The sequence below is a fragment of the Paenibacillus sp. RC21 genome, assembly GCF_044907935.1.
Classification (GTDB): Bacteria; Bacillota; Bacilli; order Paenibacillales; family Paenibacillaceae; genus Paenibacillus; species Paenibacillus terrae_A.
On sequence record NZ_JBIYCS010000001.1, the window covers coordinates 226,648 to 249,270 of the forward strand.

Sequence of the window (22,623 nt, forward strand, 5' to 3'; positions counted from 1 at the left end):
CCAGGTCCATAATAGAGCATAGTTTAGCCCTGCGGTGGAGCAGGAGGAAACGGAACAGGAGTGATGCCAGTGGCTACTGAGCAGCAATGGAACGAGGAACAACGGAGAGTAGAGGACGTGACTGCTGTCATTAGCGGGCGAATTCGGAAGCTGGAGACGGAGGTTGGCTCTGTACGCGGAGATGTCGTAGATATGCGTAAAGACTTTTGGGATGAGGTAACGATCAACTTTAGTGAGGCGGATGATGTGGGAGAGACATCCACCAGTTTACGTCAGCAATCTGAAATTCTGTCGGAACGGGAGCGCAGGCACAAGCATTCTACAGAGGCGCTAGGTCGTTTGAAAAAGCTGCTGGAATCACCGTATTTTGCACGTATTGATTTTGCTGAGGAAGGGCAGCCCGCAGAGCGTGTTTATCTGGGGATTGCTTCCCTGCTGGATAATCAGGATGAGGAATTTCTGGTCTACGACTGGCGTGCGCCGATTTCCAATCTCTATTACGATAATATGCCGGGTCCCGCTTCCTATAAGACTCCAGCAGGGGAAATGGAAGGAGAACTGACGCTCAAGCGCCAATTCTCGATCCGAGATGGACAGATTCGTTTTATGTTCGATACAGGGGTAACGATTGGAGACGAGCTGCTACAGGCGGTGCTGAGTCGCAGCTCGGATGCTCAGATGAAAAGTATCGTGGCAACCATCCAAAAGGAGCAGAATCGCATCATTCGTGATGATCGAAGCCGGATGCTTATCGTACAGGGGGCGGCAGGAAGCGGCAAAACATCTGCTGCGCTCCAGAGAGTAGCCTATTTGCTGTATAAGTACCGTGACCGCTTGCGCGCGGATCAGGTAGTGCTATTTTCGCCCAATCCGATGTTTAACAGCTATGTTTCGACGGTATTACCTGAATTGGGTGAGGAAAACATGCTCCAGGCGACGCTTCAGGAGTATTTGGAGCGTCGGCTGGGCCGGGAGTTTCAATTGGAAGACCCTTTTGAGCAGCTGGAATATGTATTGTCGGCATCTTCACAGCCGGGGTATGAGGCCAGAATGGAAGGCATCCGCTTTAAGTCGTCCAAGACGTTTTTGCAAGCCATTACCGGATACAAGGCGTATTTGGAGCAGGAGGGTATGCGTTTTAAACCGATCCGGTTTCAAGGGCGCGAGGTGGTTCCATTGGAGGAAATGGTGCATAAGTTTTATGGGTTTGATGCTTCGGTTCGGCTGGCGAATCGGCTGGAGCTGCTTCGGGATTGGATGCTCAAGGAGCTGGCCCGTTTCGGTAAAGAGGAATGCTCCGCTCCATGGGTTGATCAGCAGATGGACCTGATGGAACCTGAGGATTACCAGCGTGCTTATAATCGCATGCGGCGTAAATCCAAGAATAAAGGCCATACCTTTGACGATTTTACACGTGAACGGGAAATATTGGCGCGAATGGTGGTCAGTGACCGCTTGAAGCCTTTGCGTAAATGGATCAAAGCACTTCGCTTTGTGGACACGACCCGCTTATATGGCGAGTTGTTCCTGAATGAGACGCTACTGAGCCAGCTGGCCAATCACGCCGAGCTGCCCGATAGCTGGAGTGAAATCAGCCGTCAAACGCTGGATCGGATGCAGGCCGGGGAACTGGCATATGAGGACGTGACACCATTTTTATATCTGCGTGAGCTGATGTTGGGCTTCCGTTCCAATAGCCATATCCGTCATGTGTTTATTGATGAAGCACAGGACTATTCACCCTTCCAATTGGCTTTTTTCAAACGCTTGTTTCCACAGGCTAAAATGACCGCGCTGGGCGATTTTAATCAGGCGATCTATGCGCATGCTTCTGTCCTTCAGGATGCGGAGCCTCTCTATGAGCTGTATGGAGCGGAACAAACCGAGATGATTTCCCTGACACGCAGCTACCGCTCGACACAGGAAATTGTGGAGTTTACCCGGGGAATGGTGGCTGGAGGCGAGCATATTGTACCGTTTAACCGCAAGGGTGAGAAGCCTCGTGTTACGGAGGTACGTTCGCGTGAAACGCTGCATCGTCTGATCGTCGGGAACATCACGGAATTGCTGGCAGAGGGTTATGAATCCGTGGCAGTGATCTGCAAAAATGCCGGAGAAAGTGCGACAGCTTATGAAGCGCTCGAAGGAGAGTTGCCCGTGAAGCCAAGGCTGATCAAGAAGACAACCCCGGCTTTTGAAAAGGGAGTCCATATCATTCCGGCTTACCTGGCAAAAGGCGTGGAATTTGATGCGGTCCTGATCTATGACGGTTCAGCGGAGCAATATCAGCGTGAAAGTGAGCGCAAGCTGTTCTACACTGCCTGTACACGGGCTATGCATTTGCTACACATCTATACGATAGGCGAAATTACACCGTTCGTGAGTTCGCAGGTATCGGATACGTATACCCGTAAAGTGGAAGAAAGTGATCCTGTTCTGTAAGACTGGCATAATTGTACGTATTCCAGTAACATAAGCAAATAAGAAAAACAGGTAAGAAGCATAAACGGAGGTTACAAAACGTAATGGACATGAAGAGTGTATTTCAACGCGCGCCGCTGGCGGACTGTGTACCCGAGCTGGTAGCTACAGCCAGAGGGGAGCGCAAGGCATCGCTGGTTATCCGCGGAGGAACGCTGGTCAATGTGGTATCGGGCGAATTATTACCGGGAATGTCTATTGCTGTGCAGGGCTCCCGTATCGCATACGTCGGTCGGGACGTTAGCCATACCATTGGAGAAGACACCGTGATCATTGAAGCGGAAGGCCGCTATATGGCACCGGGATTACTGGATGGACATTGTCACATCGAAAGCACGCAGCTTACGGTAACCGAGTTTGCAAAAGCGGTGCTGCCGCTGGGCGTGACGGGTGGATTTTTTGACCCGCATGAAATTTCCAATGTTCTCGGTCTGAAAGGGCTTCGCCTGATGCTTGATGAAGCACGTACGACACCGCTGGCTGCTTACATGCAGGTGGCTTCTTGTGTTCCGTCCACAGGGCCGGAACTGGAAACGACAGGGGCCTCCTTCGGCCCGGCGGAAGTCGAGGAAGCCTTAAGCTGGGGCCCGGATATGATCGGGCTGGGCGAAGTTATGAATTTCCCGGGCGTTGTCTATGGAGACGATGTGATGATCGGGGAAATTCAGGCCACGCTGCGCGCGGGCAAGGTGGCGGACGGCCATTTTACATGGGCTTCCGACGATTGGCGGCTGCCAGTATATGCAGCCGCAGGGATTACAGGCGACCACGAATGTGTCACGCCCGAGGATGTAGCCGAGCGTATCCGGCTCGGCATGTATGCCAAAATGCGGCAGGGCTCCGCATGGCATGATGTGGCCGAGACCATCCGCGCCAGCACGGAAATGGGCCTCGACACCCGTCGCATGATGCTGGTGACGGATGACCGCAGCGCGGAATCCTTGCTCCATGAGGGTCAGATGGACTTCGTCGTGCGTCATGCCATTGCGCAGGGCGTCAAGCCCGTGACCGCGTTTCAGATGGCTACGCTGAATACGGCAGAGCGCTTCGGCGTAGCACGGGATATCGGCTCGATTATTCCGGGGGCGATTGCCGATATTATTTTGCTCGATGGCCGTCTGGCCGAAGTGAACGTGACCGCTACGATTGCGGCGGGTCAACTGGTGGCCGAGCACGGCCAAATGGTCGCCGATTGGGAGGGCTTCGTTTATCCTGCGGAAGTGATGGACACGGTCCGTCTGGGACGCGACCTGAGCGCTGCGGATTTCCGCATTGCGGCTCCAGTACAGGAGGGGAACGTACCTGTACGAGTCATTCGTGTCACGGAAAATCACGTGGACACGAAGGAAGTGCGGATGACCGTTCCGGTCCGCAATGGTGAGGTCACGGCAGATCCCGCGCAGGATCTGTGCAAAATAGCCGTCTTCGAGCGGCATCATGCCAGTGGCAGCCATGCGGTGGCACTCGTGACGGGCGTCGGTTTCACCGAGCCTGCTGCCATTGCCATGACTGTGGCGCATGACAGCCACAACCTGCTCGTCATTGGCAACGATGACGAGTTGATGACCCAGGCGGCGAAGCAGGCCGTGGCTATGCGCGGCGGTGTAGTGGTCGTGTCCGCCTCGGGCGAAACGCGCTTCCCGCTGCCTATCGCCGGGCTGATGTCTCCTGCGCCGTTTGTAGAGGTGGCTGCGCAGTCCGAGAGCATCAGCCGGGCACTTCAGCAATCCGGCTGTGTGCTGAACAACGCACTGATGACACTGTCGCTGCTGGCGCTGGTCGTCATCCCCGAAATCCGCCTGTCGGATCAGGGGCTTGTTGTGATCGGAGCAGACGGTATCCGCAAGGTTTCGATCTTCGTCGAAGAGGATATTGCGGAAGCCTGACAGGCTACTTTGCCCATACGCGTGTATTTATGATATGTGCGCTTTTTTGAAAGGGGGTTGTCCCATAAGGTCTGTAAAGACTGGAGAGATAGCTCCTGTTTTCTGTATTTAAAAATCAAAAAGGTTTCCTTCTATTTAAGAATTCCGGGGAGCAATGAGCATATGTATCAGTATTATCTTTCATTAGAGCAGATGGTTTATCAGGCCTCGATTGTAGAGCAGGATTGGAACAGATTTGTAGAACGAACCCGTGTAAAACATGTACAGCAGGGAACGTATCTGATCGAAACGGGTGAACCCGTGAATCATGCCTATTTTTGCTCAGAGGGATTATTCCGTTTATTCTACACTTTAGCAGATGGCAGGGAGTATAATGTTGGCTTTTCGCCAGCAGATGATTACGAAGGAGCTTATGGATACAAGCCATATGTGGGAAGAAATTCGCGACTCGGAGCCATATACCAAGAGGTAAATGAAGATTAAAGATGTCGTATAAGGCGAATTCTTGAGCTGTTCATATTCAGCTTGGAGTTCGCCTTTTACTTTTTGCCATCCTTCAACTTATATCTGTGACAAAGGGCGTTGCTCCAACCATCTGCTCGGCTTCGTGCTGCTTGCGATATTGTGAAGGAGGCATGCCGTTCCATTTTTTAAAGGTTGCGATAAAATAGCTCAGATTATCAAAGCCAACCTCCAGCGCAATATCGACCACCTTGCGGTCACTTTGCTCCAGCAGTCTGCAAGCCTTCTGAACCCGGTGGTAATTGATGTATTCGACCGGGCTTTTTTGCACCATCTGCTTGAAGAAACGGCAAAAGTGTCCCTCGCTCATACGAATCTCATCCGCGATATCCCGCAAACGAATGGGCTCATGAGCATGACTGTTGATGTACGCCAGCGCTTTTTTGATTCGTTCGACTTTGCTGCGCTGACCTGCCATAATCACGTCTTCTCCGTTAGCCGGGGTCATATGAGGATACATGCTGGCGATGATGCCATAGAGCTGTGCCTTGGTCGCCAGCTCACGGGCAGGCGCATTCTGCTCATGGCTGGTGATGATGCGGCGCAGCGCGGTCAGTACCTCCTGTTCCCAAGGCAGGACCCCGCGAATGTGAGGGGGAACGACGAGCTTTTTGCTGATAAAAGGGTCGATAAACTGCTCCTGCACCGTATCCTGTGTCCGGCTGTGCAGCAGATCGGGATGAAATACCACAGCAGAGAATACGCAGCTTGGCGCTTTTTTTAAATATCCGGCGTGTAGCTCTCCGCTGTTGACAAAAAGAGCCTCACCTTCGCTGACCTCGGTGTATTCCATATCCGTCTGAAAGACGGCGCTACCCTGCTCCACGACGATAAACTCCATTTCCTCATGCCAATGAGACTCCAGCACGCTGTTTCCGTTCAACTGCTCTACGCTCGGATACACGCTGACCGGATACATGGGATTACCATGAATACGATTTTCCCGCAACATTTCCCGATTCATTTCACCCACTCCCTTCCTGATTTTTGTTTTGTATAGAAAATATCAAAATATTGATACAATACGTCAAAATAAAAGAAGTAAACCCTTACATAAATCAATATTATTATAGTAAGGATTTCGAAAAAATCCAACAAGCGATTTTATTTGGGTTCAACAATATATAGATCGAAACGGAGGAAATAAACAGATGAAATTTACAGATGGCTATTGGATGGTCCGCAAAGGCTATGAGATCCAAAATCCTGCGGAAATCCGTGATATTGTGACGGACGATGTTTCCATGACGGTATACGCGTCGACCCACCGGATCGAGCATAAAGGAGACACCCTGAACGGGGCGTTGCTGAAAGCGACCTATAGCTCGCCGATGCCGAATGTCATTCGGGTACGCTTTAACCACCACAAGGGGCGGGTGCATCATGGACCGGATTTTGAAATTCATACCTTGCCAACAGAGGTGGAGATTACGGCAGGTGAGGACGCAGCGGTGCTGAAAAGCGGTAATCTGAGTGTGCGTGTCGGTCGTGGAAAGAGCTGGGACGTAGGTTTTTATGTGGAGGATCGTAAAATCACGGGTAGCGGACATCGTGGGCCTGGATACATTACAGACCCACAGGATCAGCCTTTTTTCCGGGAGCAGCTGGAGTTGGGAATCGGGGAGTACGTATACGGCCTCGGGGAACGCTTCACTCCATTTGTGAAAAATGGGCAGGTGGTCGATATCTGGAATGAGGACGGCGGCACGAGCAGTGAGCAGGCGTACAAAAACATTCCATTTTACCTGTCTAATAAAGGGTATGGTGTGTTTGTCAATCATCCGGAAAAGGTATCGTATGAAATTGCATCGGAAAATGTCTCGAAGGTGCAGTTTAGCGTCTCTGGCGAATCGTTAGAGTATTTTATTATTGGCGGAGCCAACCCTAAAGAGGTGCTGGACAATTACACCAAGCTGACGGGCAAGCCCGCGTTACCACCTGCCTGGACCTTTGGTTTGTGGCTGACCACCTCGTTCACGACCGATTATGATGAAGCGACGGTGAATCATTTTGTGGACGGGATGGCTGAGCGTGATTTGCCGCTCTCGGTATTCCATTTTGACTGCTTCTGGATGAAGGAATACCAATGGTGCGATTTCCAATGGGATCAAGATATGTTCCCGGACCCGGAAGGTATGCTACAGCGTTTGAAAGCGAAGGGACTCAAAATTTGTGCTTGGATTAACCCGTATATTGCGGAAAAATCCATTTTATTCGATGAAGGCATGGAGAACGGGTATCTGGTCAAAACCGCCGATGGCGGCGTATGGCAATGGGACATGTGGCAGGCGGGTATGGGGCTGGTTGACTTTACGAATCCGGCTGCGGTGGCTTGGTATCAGGATAAGCTGAAGGTGCTGGTGGATCAGGGTGTGGATTGCTTTAAAACTGATTTTGGCGAGCGGATTCCTACGAATGTGGTGTATCATGACGGCTCTGATCCGGTGAAAATGCACAATTATTACACGCATTTGTACAACAAGGCTGTATTTGACGTGCTGGAGGAAAAGCTGGGTAAAAATGAAGCGGCGTTGTTCGCACGTTCCGCTACGGCCGGGGGACAGCAGTTCCCGGTTCACTGGGGCGGTGACTGCTCGTCGACATATGAGTCGATGGCGGAATCGCTGCGGGGCGGCTTATCGCTTGGTTTGAGCGGCTTTGGCTTCTGGAGCCATGATATTAGCGGCTTTGAATTAACGGCTGCGCCGGACGTGTATAAACGGTGGGTACAATTTGGGCTTTTGTCTTCCCACAGTCGTCTGCACGGAAATGAATCGTACCGCGTGCCTTGGCTGTTCGATGAAGAATCGGTGGATGTGGTTCGCAGCTTTACGAAGCTCAAATGTTCATTAATGCCGTATCTGTATCCGTCCGCTGTGGAATCCTCGGTGAAGGGTCTGCCGATGATGCGGGCAATGGTGCTGGAATTCCCGCTGGACCCGAGCTGTGCAACGCTGGATCTGCAATACATGCTGGGCGATTCCATTTTGGTGGCCCCGATCTTTAATAAGGAAGGCAACGTACAGTATTACGTTCCGGAGGGCCAGTGGACGAATCTGTTGACGAATGAAACCGTGTCGGGTGGTCGCTGGGTTAACGAGCATCACGATTTTACAACCCTGCCCGTGCTGGTGAAGCCGAACACGCTGCTGGCGATCGGTCATGAGGACAGCCGTCCGGATTATGATTATGCAGAACAAGTGTCTTTCCACTTGTTCGAGCTGGGTGAAGGGCAGCAGGCTCGGACGGTTATCGTGAACACTTCTGGTGAAGAAGAGCTGACCGTCACTGCCAGTCGCAAGGATGCTGTGATTACGGTGAAAGCTGAGGGTACGGTTAAACCATGGTCACTGGTACTGCGGTGCATTCACGAAGCTATTCAGGTCGAGGGTGGCAGCAGTCAAGCGGGAGAGCAGGGTGTGATCATTACACCAGCCTCAAGCGGACAGCAGGAGCTTACCATTCACTTGGGATAGGTCATGTACACTTTCGCTCACAAGTAAAATTCGCCATTCTATAGTGTAGCAATGTATTGCAAAAAGGGGCTTGCCTGATCAACCGGGCAGACCCTTTTTTGCTTTGGAGTCGTAATGGCAATTTTCAACTTAGGTTTCGATTTTTATTTACCCTTGCTGAACAAGCATCGGTACGATGTACTGCCTGAATATATCCACAGGAGTCCGCTTCTTTTTGAACTTGTCAGCAGTAACAACAACCACCATGTCATAAGACGGGACGACAACAATGTATTGACCGCCAAAGCCGAGCGCGTAATAATAATCCGTTTCAGCGCTTTTCTCCGTTTCGTCTGAAAAGGAAGAAGCCCACCAGTGCCAGCCGTAAAAGGCTTTTTGGGGTTTGGCCGTCGGAAGGAGCGCACGGGTGGAGTGCCGGACGGCCTCAGCTTGTATGAGCTGATGGCCTTCACAGCTTCCTTCGTTCAGGTAGAGCAGTCCAAATTGAAGCATATCCATGGGTTTGAGACGCAGTCCAAAGCCTCCTGTATGAGTGTCTTGCGGATCGGTTTCCCAATGGTAGTTTTCGATACCCAGCGGTTGGAATAACTGCTGCTCGGCAAATTCAGCTACCGCTTGTCCAGAAGCATGACGCAGAATGGTAGCCAAAAGCTGAGAACAGCCGGAGTTGTACTCCATTCGCGTACCTGGTACATCAGCGAGCGGCTGTGATAGCACAAATTGCACCCAGTCTGATGTTTTGCTCATCGTCGGAAATGAATTTTGCCCGCCAAATTCAGTCCAGTTAAAGCCCGCGGACATCGTTAACAGATGTTCAATCGTAATATCACGCTTTCGCGTATCGCTGTCCTCGGCAATCTGGGGAAAAAATTCGAGGATAGGTGTACCCGGCTGTGGTACGATTTGCTGATCCATGGCGATGCTGACTAATGCGGCAAGCACGCTTTTGGTGCAGGAATTTATTTTATAGAGTTCATTCGCAAATTGAGGTTCACGGTAGTATTCCAGCGCCATGCTCCCATGCTGGAAGATCAGGCAGCTACGGATTTCCAGCTCGGTTAGTTCGCAAACAAGCGGTGTAAGTTCCAGACTACTCAAGTAAGTCCCTCCTTGACATTTATAGTACATAAATAAATAGTATATCATTTTTAAAGATCACAAATCCGATAAATCTCATGATCATCTAATAAGAGATGAATATAAGGATGGCGTTACTTTTTTTGTTTTTATTTCAGAAAAGAACATATTAATTCACCATATTGTCACAATTACATTGAAAAAACTATACACTTTTCTTGTTTCGTTCAACAACTTCAGCGAATTAAACGATATATAGTAAGTTGACATTATATTCAGACATAACTGGGGGACCGATTCATGAATTTAACGATTAAGGCTAAAATGATTCTTAGTGCGCTGCTTATTCCGGGTGTAATTGCAGCTATGCTGCTGACAAACTACATTCTGAGCGTACAAAATGAGAATAAATACAAGGATATTGTGAATCGTGAAGAGACCATTGTATATAATTCAAAGTCTCTTCAGTTTTTGTTAAACGGGATATCTAATGACGAGCGAGGATACTTGCTAACTCGGGATGAACAATATGGAAAAGGGATTGAAAGCAAGCAGAGCGAAATTGTGAAGCTGCTTCAGCAAACGGAAGCTTTGCTCGATCTGAATGCAGGAGATACGAAGAAAACGATGGATGATTTGAAAATGGGAATAAATTCCTATTTCAACTACGTCCATGGATTATTGAATACAGCGGGTTACCGGAGTACGATCGATACGTTTCCCCCGTTTTCGGATTTACTCGATATATATGAAAATGAACGGGTTTTACGGAAACAGCTTGATGTGAAAATGATGGCGTTCGTTAAATCTCAGGAGGACATGGTAGCGGCGAAAGTACAAGAAGCCCACCAAACCATGACCAACACGATCTGGATTACGAGCATTCTGGGCTGTCTTATTATCATTTACAGTATTGCACAATCGATCATTTTGATTCGTTCCATCCGGCCGTTGTACCATATGAATGAACAGTTGCTGGAGATGTCAGCGGGCGGCGGAGATTTGCGTAGTCAACTCGATATTACGACCAAGGACGAGATTGGCATGATTGCCAGCTCGTACAACAAGCTGATCGCGGGCTTTCGCAATATTATTGTGGATGCTCAGGATACAGCCCGTACGTTATCTGTGACCGCCGAGCGGGTAAGCCTGAGCACTGAAGAAATGAATCAGGCCAATCGTCATACTTCCGGTGTGATGGAAGAGCTAGCGACTGGCATGGAGCATCAGGTCGATGACATCACACAGACCACAGATGCAGTAAAAGAGCTTGCTCATGGACTGGAGCATATTGCGGTGACGAGCCAGCAGGTGTACAAGCTGTCGGATACGGCTGCCAAGGACGCAGAAGCAGGAGAGCAATCCATCGGTCAGGCAATGAGGCAGATGGAAAAAGTAAGCGAAAGTGTAGATAGCTCTGCTCGTGCTGTACGTCTGCTTAGTGAACAGGCTGAACAGATCGGAATGATCGGTTCTGTCATTACCGGCATTGCCAAGCAGACAGGGATGCTGGCGCTTAACGCGTCGATTGAAGCCGCCAGAGCAGGAGAACAGGGCAAAGGATTTGCTGTCGTAGCATCTGAGGTAAGAAGACTGTCTGATCAGGTATCCGTTTCAGCAGCGGAAATTACACAATTTGTGCATCATATTCAGGACCATGTGGGTAATGTCGCATCAACCATGCAAGCCGGAACAGTTGAAGTGCAGTCAGGTGTGAAGATCATGGAATCGGCCGAAACGGCATTTCGCCAGATTGGCAGCTCCATTCAGCAGGTCAGCGAACAGATTCACAGTGTGAATCGGTCTGTGGAACAGATGTCCACCGGATCGGGGCAAATGGTGGGAGCCGTGGAGCGTATCCGCGAAGTAGCGGAACAGTCCGCAGGCGGAACCCAGAGCATTAGCGCAGCGGCTGAGGAGCAGCTGGCTTCCATGGAGGATATCGCGTCATCCATTCATACGCTGGCAGAAATGTCGAAATTGCTGAATGCAAGGGTTGGAGGATTTAAGGTGTAGCTGTATAAATCCACACTAATGTAAACACAATAACACTTGTTGAACCATTTTGGACAGCTGTGTTATTACTTTTGCAAAGGTGGTAACGGGATGCAACAAAATAAAGGGAATCTGCTTGCATTAGGTTCCATCCCGCTGATGATGACGCTGGGCAATTCCATGCTGATTCCTGTTTTGCCGGAAATCGGACGTAAGCTACATGTCAGCTCCTTTCGCATTAGCATGTTAATTACGGTATATGCGGTAGTTGCCATTTTGCTGATTCCAATCGCGGGATATCTCTCTGACCGATTTGGTCGCAAGGCGGTGATTGTGCCCTGCTTGATCCTGACGGTGATTGGCGGGGGAATTTCTGCGGTGGGGGCATGGCTGCTTCATGATCAGGCAGCGTACTGGACCATTATTGGGGGGCGGTTGCTTCAGGGGGTCGGAGCGGCGGGAGCTTTTCCCATTGTCATTCCGCTCGTGGGGGATTTGTATGAGAACGAGGAAGAAGCCAGCAAAAACCTGGGTGTAGTCGAGACCTATAATACATTCGGTAAAGTGCTAAGCCCAATTCTGGGTGCGGCATTCGGCGCAGTCCTTTGGTTTTTGCCATTGGCAGTGATTCCGGGTCTCTGTCTGATTTCGCTCATTTTGGTTCTTTGGCTGATTCATGCGCCCAAGCGTAAGAAACAACCGATAATGTTTCGGGAGTTTCTGGGAAATGTGAAGCAGGTGCTTGAAGAAAAAGGACGCTGGCTATATGCAATTTTCGCCGTGGGCGGCATTTGTATGTTTGTCATTTTTGGCGTCCTGTTCTACTTATCCGACATACTGGAAAGTCGTTACAACCTTCGTGGGGTCTGGAAAGGGTTCGTACTGGCGATTCCGTTGGTTTCTCTCTGTCTGTGCTCTTATATCGGAGGAAAAATCATCGGCAAGCACAAAAAACGGATGAAATGGATCGGTTTTTCCGGTTTGGCAGTGTTGACGATCAGCTTTGGCATTCTCGGATTTTTTCAACATATTTATGCGGTGATCGGACTGTTTACATTGGGGGGAGCCGGAATTGGACTGGCACTGCCTTGTTTGGATGCCCTGATTACGAAAGGGATTGAAAAAGAGGAGCGCGGAACGATTACCAGCTTGTACAGCAGTATGCGCTTTGTCGGGGTGTCACTAGGTCCTCCGATTGTATCCTTGCTGATCGGAAGCAGTGGACATGGTTTGCTTTTTGGCGTGATGGCCGGAGTGGGCGGAATTGCGGCTCTGCTCATGCTGTTTGCGGTCAAACCGAAGCAAGATGAACCCTCAGACGAAAAATCCGGTGAACATATGAACGCCACTGGGGGGCTGACAGACGTATCCCGGAAAAAGCCGCTTTCTTCCAAGCTGAGACGCAAAACCCCGGCCAAATAAGAGCGATATAAAACCAAAGAGCACCCGATTCCATGAAGCCATGGTGTTGGGTGCTCTTTTTGAAATATGCTTTACCCCTCGACAGGGACACGCGTTTTGGGCTTGCGACCTACAGCAAGCTGAATAATATAGATGAGCAGGAATAATACGATAAACAGCGAGGAAAGGCGATACATCCACGCATAATCGCTGGCTTTGGCGATAATACCAAGAATAAGCGCTCCGGCAGCGATTCCGAAATCAAGGGAGTTTAGAAACATACCGTTTGCCATGCCCCGTTGTTTGGGCGACACGACCTGAATCATCCACGTTTGCAAAGTCGGCTGCATGACGCCAAAACCGATGCCATAGCAAAGGGCAGACAGATACATGAAGGCATCACTGTGCGCATAGGAAAGCAGGATGAGACCGCCGAACAGGAACAGGGAACCGGGGATGAGCAGCGCTTTTGCTCCTTTTTTATCATAGATACGGCCTGAGAAGGGACGTACGATCAGAACGGACAGCGCATTAAACAGGAAAAAATAGGCCGGGTGCGACAAATTGGCTTCATCTCCGTAAAGCGCCATAAAGCCGATCAATCCGCCGTACGTAATAGACATGAGCATGTTCAGCAAGGCGGGAATCCAGAGCTTGCGGTTAAATGCCGGTTTTCGTCCTTCTTCCACAGGAACCATCGGCGGCTCAACATGTCCTTTCGGCAGGGTGCGAATCAGCCAGTAGGCCAACGGGAAAATGAGGACAATGACAGCTGAGGTCGTATATACAAGCAGATTAAAACTGCCATATTGCAGCATCGAAATACCGATGGTCGGTCCAATCGACATCGCCAGGCTGGTGGACAAGCTGAAATACCCCATTCCTTCACCGAGACGCTTGGCAGGAATGATATTTGAGGCCATGGTTGGAAAGGCGGTACTACTCAAACCGAAGCCGATGCCAAACAGCATACGCATGAGTAGCAACACCGTGATCGTCGGTGAAACGCTGTATCCGAGCGTACTCGCTAATCCGAACAGCAGACCGATGAAAATCAGGGTATTGCGATGCCCTTTTTCCAGCATGCGGGCTGAAAAAAGCCTTGCCACAATCGCGCTCAATGCGAACAGCGTAGTGACGAGGCTGACCTGAACGGAGCTGGCGTGGAATGTATTTTTAACATACGCAGGAATGGAAGATACGATCATCTGTAATTCCAGAAATAAAAAAAGATTAGATACCGTTAAAACGATAAATTCCTTGGTCCAAAGAGGCTGCTTGCCTTGTTGCATGTTAGTCGTTCTCTCCTTGTTTTTCCGATTGAGTCAGGTTAGCGTGGACTTGTAAAAGAGTTTGACGGAACTGCTCCAGATCAGCAGGGGAAATTCCATTCACAAAATCGTGGTTGGCGCCGCGCTCGACCGGAAGAGTTTCCTCCACGAGCTGTCGTCCGGCTTCAGTCAAATGAAGCAAATACGCTCGACGGTCCTGTGGGCTATTCACACGTTGCACCCAACCCTTTTTGTCCAACAAATCAATAATTCGGGTCGTAGTTGGCTGGTCCTTAACCGCCTTAGCTGCAATTTCCTTCTGATTCAGACCTTCTGCCTGGTAGATTTGATACAGAACCGACCATTGCTCAGGGGAAATATCATAAGATTTAAGGCGATGCATAAGCTGCTGGCTCATCTTGCGGTGGGTAATGCCGAGCAGCATGCCGATGGAGCAATCCGGGGGCAGGTTATTCATGAGTAGCTCCTTTCTGTTTTCCGTACATAAATTAATTCAAAAGTAAATTAATTGTTAAAACAATTATATGTAAAACAAGTTGTTTTGTCAAAAAAAGTTGTACTTTATTCACCGTTTACTTTGAACTGGATTTCATTGGAGAGGGGAGAGAACTCATGGATAATGCGATTGTAACTGCCATCACCAAAGCCAAAAACAGGAAATCCTTATTTCATTTTACACGAGTATGTAATGTATCAATGATTGCTTATTTCGACGCTATATTGTCCAGTTACCAAATCAATCACCACATTGCAGGGGAACGCCGCGTAAAGGCGGTACAAGTAGATTATGAGGGGTATGATATCACTATAAATGCCCATCTGCGGATTCCTGACCAGATGATAGATGCTGCAATCACACAGGAGCAATTTAGGGAGGCGCTGGATCGGCATGTATTTTTTTGGCCCACGTTAAAGGATTGTCAGAAAATGATGAATACCTATTCACGAAGAGAACCGGAGGAAAGGTTTGCCGTTCTGGAATTGGACGCGTATTCCTTGATATCCGGGCATGCTTCCGCAGTGAAGCTCACCAAATATGATTCAGGAAGCTCGCCACGTTTTCCGGCCCATTGTTCCTACAAGAAAAGTCTGGACATGTTTTTACCTCTAGACCGCTTCCAGGTGGTACGGAATAATTTCGTGCCTGTTAAGCCATCCGACATACGAGAGGTCTTGGTAGAGGATCGGGTTAACCATATGTCTAGCTATCTGAAATCGGTTTACGTGGATCATGGTGAGGATGTGCCTGAACGCTGGAGAAACTTGACGCGGCCTTTGGCAGACTTGCGAAATATGGAGAGAAAATAATACGGACGAAAAAACAGCCCGCAATATGCGGGCTGTTCGGGTTTAAAGCAATATAGTTTTGCCGTTTCGGGCGAATTAGGCTTTAGGTACAGTTTCCCAGTCCTTCAGGAAGCGTTCAATACCGCTGTCAGTCAGCGGGTGTTTCCACAGGGAAGGGAGCAGGGAGCCAGGAATGGTGGCAATATGCGCACCAGACAGAGCAGCATCTTCCACATGCTTGATGTTACGGATGGAGGCTGCAATGATTTCGGCTTTCAGACCATGAATGTCCAAAATCTGTCTCAGTTCACGAATCAGCTTCATACCGTCAACAGCGATATCATCCAGACGTCCTACGAACGGGCTGATAAAAGTAGCGCCAGCTTTGGCAGCCATCAAACCTTGAGCCGCGGAGAAAATCAGCGTTACATTCGTTTTAATCCCGTTTTTGGTCAGTTCGTTACAAGCATACAAACCGTCTTCAGTCATAGGCAGCTTAATAACAACGTTCGGTGCCCATTTGGCAATCTCATAAGCTTCCTTGAGCATATCCTCGGCTTTCAAGCCAATGACCTCAGCACTCACGGGACCTTCCACGATACCGCAAATCTCCTGAATGACTTCCTTGAACACCCGACCTTCCTTAGCGATCAGCGAAGGGTTCGTTGTTACACCATCAACCAGACCCAAACGTTCAATACGTTTGATTTCTTCAATGTTACCAGTATCCAAGAAAAATTTCATTTGATTTCCTCCTCAGGTTTTTTAAAATTCATAATACATATCACACACCATGTACATCAGCCAAATAAAAGATAGCATATTGCACACGTTAAACTTATAATTAGTATGTATTACATACTCAATTGTGACACATTTTAAAATTGAAAACAAGCTGTCTTTGATTAAAATTTGATGAATTGTCGGAAAATGCGGAAATTTACCGATCTATGCTCATCTATAATGTATACTACCCCATTCTATAAGGAGGTAATCATTATTCAACTGTCTGAAAGACAGCGGGAAATTGTTGATATTGTCCAGCGCCTGGCGCCTGTTACGGGGGATAAAATTGCTGAGGAGTTGGGGTTGACGCGACCGACCCTCCGTTCCGATCTTGCGCTGCTCGTCATGCTCGGTCTGATAGACGCCAAGCCGAAGGTAGGATATCTGCCAGGCCGTTACCCTAAATACGACAGTCATGTTGGCACCATGCTCAAAAAGCTGACTGTGGCTGATGTGCTCAGTGATCCGATTTTAATTTCTGGTGACGCTACGGCTTACGATGCGGTACTGATGTTATTTCAGCAAAATACCGGTACGCTGATGGTCACAGGAGAGGATCAGGAGCTGATCGGAATTGTTACTCGCAAGGATCTGCTGAAGGTGACGCTGGGGCATACCGATCTTCACGCTGTTCCGGTAACGATGGCAATGACGCGACGCGCCCAAATGACGACACTCACTCCGGGCGATTCTCTGCTGGAGGCGATATCCAGGCTCGTTCGTCATCAGGTCAATTGCCTTCCGGTCATGGATGAGCAGTGTATGGAGACCTCCTTCATTCAAACCAATGGATTGGTGGGCCGGGTTACCAAAACGGATATCATGAACGCTATTTTGAGCTTGACGGAAGAGAAGACGTAAAAGAAGAAAAAGGGGGCCTTATATGTACTGGTTGGCCATGCTGACCATGCTGATTGATCATGTTGGACTTGTATTTTTTCCGACTGATCCGGCCTGGAGAATTGCCGGCAGGCTTGCTTTTCCAATCTATGCATATGCGCTGTATATGGGGTATGCCCGCACTCGTAATATGCGAGGTTATATGCTCCGCTTGCTCGGAATCGCCCTGATTTCTCAGGTGCCCTATATGCTGGCGTTTGATGTGTATAGACCAAACGTGGTCTGGACGCTGTTGATCTCGTTGCTGGCGCTGGCTGCTGCGTCGCGATTGAAGAATTGGGTGGCTATAACAGGATTATATGTGCTCACAGCTCTGGTCATGGAGCTTAGCCTGATGGATTACGGAGCCTATGGACTGCTGCTCGTCCTCATTTACCGCTATACCCGCTCCTATATGATGGTTGCGGCGCATTTTGCGCTGAACGTCTTATATGATATGGTGCATCACGCGAATCTCCAGCATTTTAGCCTGCTGTCCACCATTCTTATCGCATGCTTTGCATCCGGGGAGAGCAGATTTTATAGCCGGGTACCGCGCTGGTTGTGGCGCAGCTTTTATCCGGTGCATCTGGCTGCTATTGCGGCCATTCGTCTCTGGCTCTAATCATAAGCTCATCATCTTCAAAATCAGCAAAAGAACCTTCAAAACCACGCTATAGATGGTTTTGAAGGTTCTTACTTATTCCAAAGTTTAGGACGCTTTGTTAGGACCTTGGGCAAACGGCAACGGTCGTTCCGGAGCGCCTTCCTTCATGTATTGCACCAATACTTCCGGAATATTGTGTATCCCACCTGCATTAACGCGATAGCCATTCGTTTGTCCAGGTGAGTTAATGCCACGCTTCACCGTGAAGGTAACGTCAATGCCCAAGGCGCGGCAAATTTCCAGCGTTTCCTTGGTATATCCTCCATACGGAAAGGCAAGGACGTTGCGATCATTGTGAAGATACTTGAACAGCTTCTTGTCGGCGGTGTCCAAATCGTTGTAAACCCGTTGCTTGAATTCGTCCTCGGTTTCCATACGCCCCAGCTTTTTCGAATATACCGGGTCCATGAGAAGCGGTTTTTCCTTGGAGCGTGCTACATTTGTGTATCCATACGCGTGCTGATCATTGGTGTGATTGTAGAAATCAACACCTTCGGCATGCATGTGCTGGATTTGCTCCCACGTTAGCTTCTTAATACCGATGTGCTTGGGATTACTGATCGTGGATGTGATGAGAAAATTGGTTGCAGGTACACGGTACTTTTTCAACACGGGAAAGGTGTCTGTATAAAAAGATTCATAGCCGTCGTCGAAGGTCATAAGTACAGCATTATCGGGCACCTTGGCTTTATGTAGAATAAAGTCCGTATATTCTTTCATCGTAATCCAGTGGAAGCCGTTGGCTTTCATTTCATCCAGCTGCTTCGTAAAATTGCTGAGCTTGAGAGCGCCGGGATCCGGTGGAGTTTTGGTTACTTCATGATACATCAGGACAATAACTTTGTTCTGGTAATATACTTTATCCGGCGTTGGTGTCAGAGAGAATAAGTGTCGTACCAGTCGATCTGCATTTGCTGTGCGTGTACGGTGAGTCCCTTTAACAAGGGGGGGATGGTAGATGGTGCGTGCTTCGTACACCAAAATCCCTAAAATAGCTAACATGCTCATAATAAGCATTGTTCTTTTGAATATGACGTGTTTCATATGAATGACATCCCCCGCATGCAGAAATTCTAAAAGTATGGATATGTAAACCCGATATCAACTAGCAAAATCTAGTCTATCATACCTAATACACGCGGGGAAAATATCACAACTTTGTTACCTCTGTGTTGCTTTTGTGGATACCGATGACGCGATAGGGAAATAACCGATCTCTACCGCATGCTGGATCATATTTCGAATAAACTCCAGATCGGTTGTCGGGCACTTAACGCCAGCCTGATCCAGTAGCGCGGCGGTCACAGGGCAGCCATATCGGTAAGCGGAATCCTTGGCTCCATCACCTTCCAACTGCCCCATAGCAAGGTGCAGCGCGTCCTCCTGAATACCGGAAGAGGGGTTCAGCAGCCAAGCGCTATAATCGTCAAAAGGCATCGTGTCTACTGCATATCCGAGCTGGTTGACCATAGCGATCAGCTCATCATATGGCAGCGGATTCGGATTGCAGATATGGAAAATGCGGTTCGCGCTTTTTTGATGCACAGACAGCTCTACAATGGCGCGGCTCGCATAGTCAATCGGCGTAAAGTCCGTATGCCAATCAGCCTGTGGCGCTTTGCCCAGCAACAGCATGGCCTTCATCATCCGATAGTAAGCGTTGCTGTCGATATTGCGCTGGAAGCGTCCGTTAGCCGAGTGGGCCGTCAAATTACCTGCACGGTAGATAGAGACAGGCGTGCCTGACTGAGCCGCTTGGAACAACAGCTTTTCCGCTGCGAGCTTACTGTTCGTGTACAGGTTGTCCACCTGTAGCTCGTCCGGGAAGGAGGACAGTTCCAATACGGATTCCCATTGTCCTTCATTCGCCAGATCCTCCGGTATGCCCATAGTTGAGACATGATGGAAGGATACACCTGGCTTGGCCTGAGCAATTTTCAGCAGTTCCAGTGTTCCGGTTACATTCGTACGGTCAAAGGCAGCCGAATCACCAAAATGGCGAACGTCAGCGGCGCTGTGAATAATGCCGTCAATTTGATGCTCCAGCATATGGCGGTCAACGGTAGAGAGGCCAAGGTCTGCCTGCTCCAGATCACCGTACACGGCTTTGACCCGTCCTTCGATCAAGGCGGAGACATCTTGTCCAAAATATCCTGTCAGTACGGCCTCAATACGCTCGATGCCGGATGGCCCGTCCTGTGATGGGCGTACCATCGCGTACACTTTGACTTCTGTCCGTTGAAGCAGGTCATACAGAATGTGCGAACCGAGATAACCCGTAGCCCCGGTCAATAAAACAACATTCATGTCGCGTAATTCGGCTACACTCGCAGTGCCCGACAGCTCGATAGGATGTTCATTCAGGTCAGTTTTTTCTTGTGAAACCGCTAGTGCTTTGCGTTGCGGCGTTTGTTCCGTACCCAGTTGCTCCACGTATTCAGCAAGCTCGCGAACGGTTTTGTAACGGAAAAAGTCTCCAATGCGTAACGCGCCATAACGCGGTTTTAAAATAGCTAGCACATGAATGACACGAAGGGAGTCACCACCGATCAGGAAGAAGTCATCCGTTGCGCCGATGTTGGTTTTGCCAAGTACCTGTGTCCATGCTTCAGCAATGAGCGTTTCTGTTCCTTTACGAAGAGGTTCCCCGCCGTAGGCGCTGTCGGACACCTCGGGAAGCGGAAGCAGGGCCAGCTTCTTGCGGTCAATCTTGCCAGTCGGTGAAATTGGCATAGCTTCCAGATGAACGACATGGCTCGGTACAAAATAGGAAGGCAGCTTGCCCGCAATATAAGACTGAATCACGTCTTGCGGAATAGACTGTCCATCCGAAGTGGTGTAATAGCCGACCAGCATATTTTGATCCGTGTGATCCTTGACGGCTACGACAGACACGTCCTGAACGCCTGGATGCTTGGAAAAATGATCTTCAATCTCTCCGATTTCGATTCGGTTGCCCCGGATTTTGAGCTGTGAATCCTTCCGGCTTACGTATTCAATCGTACCGTCTGGCAGCAGCTTGGCGATATCGCCTGAGCGGTACATTTTTTCACCCGGAACAAATGGGTTGTCCACAAACGATTGTGCTGTCCGTTCCGGCTGATGGAGGTAGCCATGAGCCAGTGCTGGCGTAGCAATACATACTTCTCCCGGAATGTTAATCGGGCATAGCTTGTTATCATCGTTGACGATATAGACTTTGTAGTTGTAGATCGGCTTACCGATCGGGATGTTGACGACGTGCTCAGGCACAGCACCACGAACCCGGTGGGTCGTGGTCGCTACGGTGCACTCGGTCGGTCCATACACGTTAACGATGTCTGTATCTGTACCGAATTTGCTTTGGAACGCCCGAACTTGTGAGCCGTACAGCGCCTCGCCTGCCACGGTGACAATTCGTACCTTAGCCAATTTGCGGTAACCCTCGTCCGACAAATACGTGGACAGCTGATTAAAGAATACGGTTGGCAAGATGGTAATGATCGTCGTGCCTGTGCGTGCGATGGCTTCTGCGAATTCTTCAACAGACACGCGTTCTTCGGAGGACAGCAGATACAGCTTGGCACCGTAGAACAAGGCTCCAATCGTATCCCAAACGGATGCATCAAAGCTATAGGTGGCGAATTGAGTCAATACATCCTGAGGTGTAATGTCGCAATCGCGCTGTACGACAGCCCCCAGGTTAACGACGCCACGGTGAGCAATCAGGGCCCCTTTCGGCTTGCCTGTCGAGCCGGACGTATAGATCACATAAGCGAGATCATCTGGTCCTACGTTAACGTTTGGATTGCTTGCAGCATAGCCTGCCAGAGGCCCGTTAATGGCCAAAATTTCTTTTACCGTCTCAATGGATCCGCATAGTTCAGCGGCTTGCCCGGCGAGCGCGGAAGTGGTAAGGACGAAGGGAGAACGCGTGTCCTCGACGATGTAGCTACTCCGATCGGCTGGATGGGCTGGATCGACAGGTACATATACGCCCCCGGCTTTCAGAATACCAAGCAGGGAAATGACGGTTTCCAGGCTTCGTTCCATGAAGATGGTCACGAATTCGCCCTTGGCAAGACCTTTGGACAACAGCACACGTGCGACTTGATTGGCACGTTCATTAAGCTCACGGTACGTATATTCCCCGGCGTGGGAAGCGATGGCCGGACGATCAGGATACTGCGAAGCGGCTTCCTCGAACATTCCATGAATGGTCTGATGCTCAGGATACTTCACAACTGTATTATTTAAGGCTTCATGAGCTGCCCGATCTGCTTCGGATAAGATGTCAATCGAATTGACAAGGGCATGGCTGTTGATGAGTGCGCCACGCAGTAGTAATTCGAAGTATTCTGCATACCGGACAACCGTTGTTTCCAGAAGAAGAGAATCATCATACCGAATCTGGATTTGGTAAGTGCCGTTGCTCTCGATGACAGCCCAATCCATGATACGAGGCTCTGTGCCTTCATCTGCCAGCAGATTTGCCGAGAACGAGGTATCAGCCTGCGGGTCTGCCAGATAAGCATGTGGTTTATGGAGCATGTCCTGAAACAAGCCTGCCAGCTCATGGAAAGTAGTATTCTTTACCATCGTCAGCGAAGCCGTAAGTACACCAGATTGAGGCACCAAAGTAGAGAAGGAGACTTCTTCTTCTGCGGACAGACGATACAGCCATGCTGCATATACAGACAGAAGCAAAGCATGTTGTTCTTCCGCCGACGTTTGCTGATGCAACAGCTTCGAAATGAATGGTTCTAACTCTACCTGATAAGCAGAGTATGTATACTTGCGTTGCAGACGTGCAAAATTCAAAGGAACCAGGAATGGGGATGGCGCTGTTTGTGTACTGTTTTGTAACAATGAAGTCATTACGCTAACCTCCTGAA

The 22,623-nt window shown here is 49.4% G+C and carries 16 protein-coding genes; 9 read left to right on the forward strand and 7 right to left on the reverse strand.

Annotated features, from left to right (window positions below; all coding sequences use genetic code 11):
- Positions 1 to 63: 63 nt before the first annotated feature.
- From helD to ABIA61_RS01120, 3 genes are all read left to right on the forward strand, one after another.
- Positions 64 to 2,442 carry an RNA polymerase recycling motor HelD gene (gene helD, locus ABIA61_RS01110; protein WP_404580404.1) on the forward strand — a complete coding sequence of 793 codons (2,379 nt, stop codon included), beginning with the start codon at positions 64 to 66 and terminating at the stop codon, positions 2,440 to 2,442.
- Between the two features lie 83 nt (positions 2,443 to 2,525).
- The gene (locus ABIA61_RS01115; RefSeq protein WP_283655545.1) at positions 2,526 to 4,367 is read left to right on the forward strand and encodes an adenine deaminase; all 1,842 of its coding nucleotides are present in this window, start codon (positions 2,526 to 2,528) and stop codon (positions 4,365 to 4,367) included.
- A gap of 162 nt (positions 4,368 to 4,529) precedes the next feature.
- Positions 4,530 to 4,850, forward strand: a complete 321-nt coding sequence (locus tag ABIA61_RS01120; protein ID WP_283655546.1) for a Crp/Fnr family transcriptional regulator — start codon at positions 4,530 to 4,532, stop codon at positions 4,848 to 4,850.
- A gap of 73 nt (positions 4,851 to 4,923) precedes the next feature.
- On the opposite strand, the gene ABIA61_RS01125 is transcribed toward ABIA61_RS01120, so the two are convergent.
- Positions 4,924 to 5,853: a helix-turn-helix transcriptional regulator gene (locus tag ABIA61_RS01125; protein WP_283655547.1), complete on the reverse strand. Its 930-nt coding sequence runs from the start codon at positions 5,851 to 5,853 to the stop codon at positions 4,924 to 4,926.
- Between the two features lie 187 nt (positions 5,854 to 6,040).
- On the opposite strand from ABIA61_RS01125, the gene yicI reads away from it, so the two are divergent.
- The gene (gene yicI / locus ABIA61_RS01130) at positions 6,041 to 8,365 is read left to right on the forward strand and encodes an alpha-xylosidase (protein ID WP_283655548.1); all 2,325 of its coding nucleotides are present in this window, start codon (positions 6,041 to 6,043) and stop codon (positions 8,363 to 8,365) included.
- Between the two features lie 147 nt (positions 8,366 to 8,512).
- On the opposite strand, the gene ABIA61_RS01135 is transcribed toward yicI, so the two are convergent.
- On the reverse strand, positions 8,513 to 9,463 hold the full coding sequence (locus tag ABIA61_RS01135) for a serine hydrolase domain-containing protein (protein WP_404580204.1): 951 nt from the start codon (positions 9,461 to 9,463) through the stop codon (positions 8,513 to 8,515).
- 279 nt (positions 9,464 to 9,742) lie between these two features.
- Between ABIA61_RS01135 and ABIA61_RS01140 the strand changes: the two genes are divergently transcribed.
- Both ABIA61_RS01140 and ABIA61_RS01145 read left to right on the forward strand, forming a co-directional pair.
- A complete protein-coding gene (locus tag ABIA61_RS01140; RefSeq protein WP_404580205.1) occupies positions 9,743 to 11,458 on the forward strand; it encodes a methyl-accepting chemotaxis protein in 1,716 nt (571 codons plus the stop codon).
- 90 nt (positions 11,459 to 11,548) lie between these two features.
- A complete protein-coding gene (locus ABIA61_RS01145; RefSeq protein WP_404580206.1) occupies positions 11,549 to 12,859 on the forward strand; it encodes an MFS transporter in 1,311 nt (436 codons plus the stop codon).
- Positions 12,860 to 12,930: 71 nt separating this feature from the next.
- Here ABIA61_RS01145 and ABIA61_RS01150 read toward each other — a convergent pair whose 3' ends face one another.
- Entirely contained in the window at positions 12,931 to 14,130 is a 1,200-nt protein-coding gene (locus tag ABIA61_RS01150; RefSeq protein WP_044646946.1) for an MFS transporter, read from the reverse strand.
- A gap of 1 nt (position 14,131) precedes the next feature.
- On the reverse strand, positions 14,132 to 14,587 hold the full coding sequence (locus tag ABIA61_RS01155; protein WP_404520925.1) for a MarR family winged helix-turn-helix transcriptional regulator: 456 nt from the start codon (positions 14,585 to 14,587) through the stop codon (positions 14,132 to 14,134).
- 155 nt (positions 14,588 to 14,742) lie between these two features.
- On the opposite strand from ABIA61_RS01155, the gene ABIA61_RS01160 reads away from it, so the two are divergent.
- The gene (locus ABIA61_RS01160; protein WP_283655553.1) at positions 14,743 to 15,438 is read left to right on the forward strand and encodes a DUF7002 family protein; all 696 of its coding nucleotides are present in this window, start codon (positions 14,743 to 14,745) and stop codon (positions 15,436 to 15,438) included.
- A 75-nt stretch (positions 15,439 to 15,513) separates the two neighbouring features.
- Here ABIA61_RS01160 and fsa read toward each other — a convergent pair whose 3' ends face one another.
- The gene (gene fsa, locus ABIA61_RS01165; protein ID WP_044646942.1) at positions 15,514 to 16,161 is read right to left on the reverse strand and encodes a fructose-6-phosphate aldolase; all 648 of its coding nucleotides are present in this window, start codon (positions 16,159 to 16,161) and stop codon (positions 15,514 to 15,516) included.
- Positions 16,162 to 16,347: 186 nt separating this feature from the next.
- Between fsa and ABIA61_RS01170 the strand changes: the two genes are divergently transcribed.
- Together ABIA61_RS01170 and ABIA61_RS01175 are read left to right on the forward strand one after the other, a co-directional pair.
- A complete protein-coding gene (locus ABIA61_RS01170; protein WP_349361932.1) occupies positions 16,348 to 17,064 on the forward strand; it encodes a CBS domain-containing protein in 717 nt (238 codons plus the stop codon).
- 22 nt (positions 17,065 to 17,086) lie between these two features.
- Entirely contained in the window at positions 17,087 to 17,707 is a 621-nt protein-coding gene (locus ABIA61_RS01175) for a TraX family protein (protein ID WP_283655554.1), read from the forward strand.
- An 87-nt stretch (positions 17,708 to 17,794) separates the two neighbouring features.
- On the opposite strand, the gene ABIA61_RS01180 is transcribed toward ABIA61_RS01175, so the two are convergent.
- On the reverse strand, positions 17,795 to 18,793 hold the full coding sequence (locus ABIA61_RS01180; protein WP_404520924.1) for a polysaccharide deacetylase family protein: 999 nt from the start codon (positions 18,791 to 18,793) through the stop codon (positions 17,795 to 17,797).
- Positions 18,794 to 18,910: 117 nt separating this feature from the next.
- Positions 18,911 to 22,606: a non-ribosomal peptide synthetase family protein gene (locus ABIA61_RS01185; protein WP_404580207.1), complete on the reverse strand. Its 3,696-nt coding sequence runs from the start codon at positions 22,604 to 22,606 to the stop codon at positions 18,911 to 18,913.
- Between the last annotated feature and the right edge of the window lie 17 nt (positions 22,607 to 22,623).

What these genes read in the sequence shown, in the direction of transcription:
- helD (WP_404580404.1), top strand. Translation starts at nt 64, where the DNA reads ATGCCAGTGGCTACTGAGCAGCAATGGAACGAGGAACAACGGAGAGTA.
- ABIA61_RS01115 (WP_283655545.1), top strand. Translation starts at nt 2,526, where the DNA reads ATGGACATGAAGAGTGTATTTCAACGCGCGCCGCTGGCGGACTGTGTA.
- ABIA61_RS01120 (WP_283655546.1), top strand. Translation starts at nt 4,530, where the DNA reads ATGTATCAGTATTATCTTTCATTAGAGCAGATGGTTTATCAGGCCTCG.
- ABIA61_RS01125 (WP_283655547.1), bottom strand. Translation starts at nt 5,853, where the DNA reads ATGAATCGGGAAATGTTGCGGGAAAATCGTATTCATGGTAATCCCATG.
- yicI (WP_283655548.1), top strand. Translation starts at nt 6,041, where the DNA reads ATGAAATTTACAGATGGCTATTGGATGGTCCGCAAAGGCTATGAGATC.
- ABIA61_RS01140 (WP_404580205.1), top strand. Translation starts at nt 9,743, where the DNA reads ATGAATTTAACGATTAAGGCTAAAATGATTCTTAGTGCGCTGCTTATT.
- ABIA61_RS01145 (WP_404580206.1), top strand. Translation starts at nt 11,549, where the DNA reads ATGCAACAAAATAAAGGGAATCTGCTTGCATTAGGTTCCATCCCGCTG.
- ABIA61_RS01150 (WP_044646946.1), bottom strand. Translation starts at nt 14,130, where the DNA reads ATGCAACAAGGCAAGCAGCCTCTTTGGACCAAGGAATTTATCGTTTTA.
- ABIA61_RS01155 (WP_404520925.1), bottom strand. Translation starts at nt 14,587, where the DNA reads ATGAATAACCTGCCCCCGGATTGCTCCATCGGCATGCTGCTCGGCATT.
- ABIA61_RS01160 (WP_283655553.1), top strand. Translation starts at nt 14,743, where the DNA reads ATGGATAATGCGATTGTAACTGCCATCACCAAAGCCAAAAACAGGAAA.
- fsa (WP_044646942.1), bottom strand. Translation starts at nt 16,161, where the DNA reads ATGAAATTTTTCTTGGATACTGGTAACATTGAAGAAATCAAACGTATT.
- ABIA61_RS01170 (WP_349361932.1), top strand. Translation starts at nt 16,348, where the DNA reads ATGCGGAAATTTACCGATCTATGCTCATCTATAATGTATACTACCCCA.
- ABIA61_RS01175 (WP_283655554.1), top strand. Translation starts at nt 17,087, where the DNA reads ATGTACTGGTTGGCCATGCTGACCATGCTGATTGATCATGTTGGACTT.
- ABIA61_RS01180 (WP_404520924.1), bottom strand. Translation starts at nt 18,793, where the DNA reads ATGAAACACGTCATATTCAAAAGAACAATGCTTATTATGAGCATGTTA.
- ABIA61_RS01185 (WP_404580207.1), bottom strand. Translation starts at nt 22,606, where the DNA reads ATGACTTCATTGTTACAAAACAGTACACAAACAGCGCCATCCCCATTC.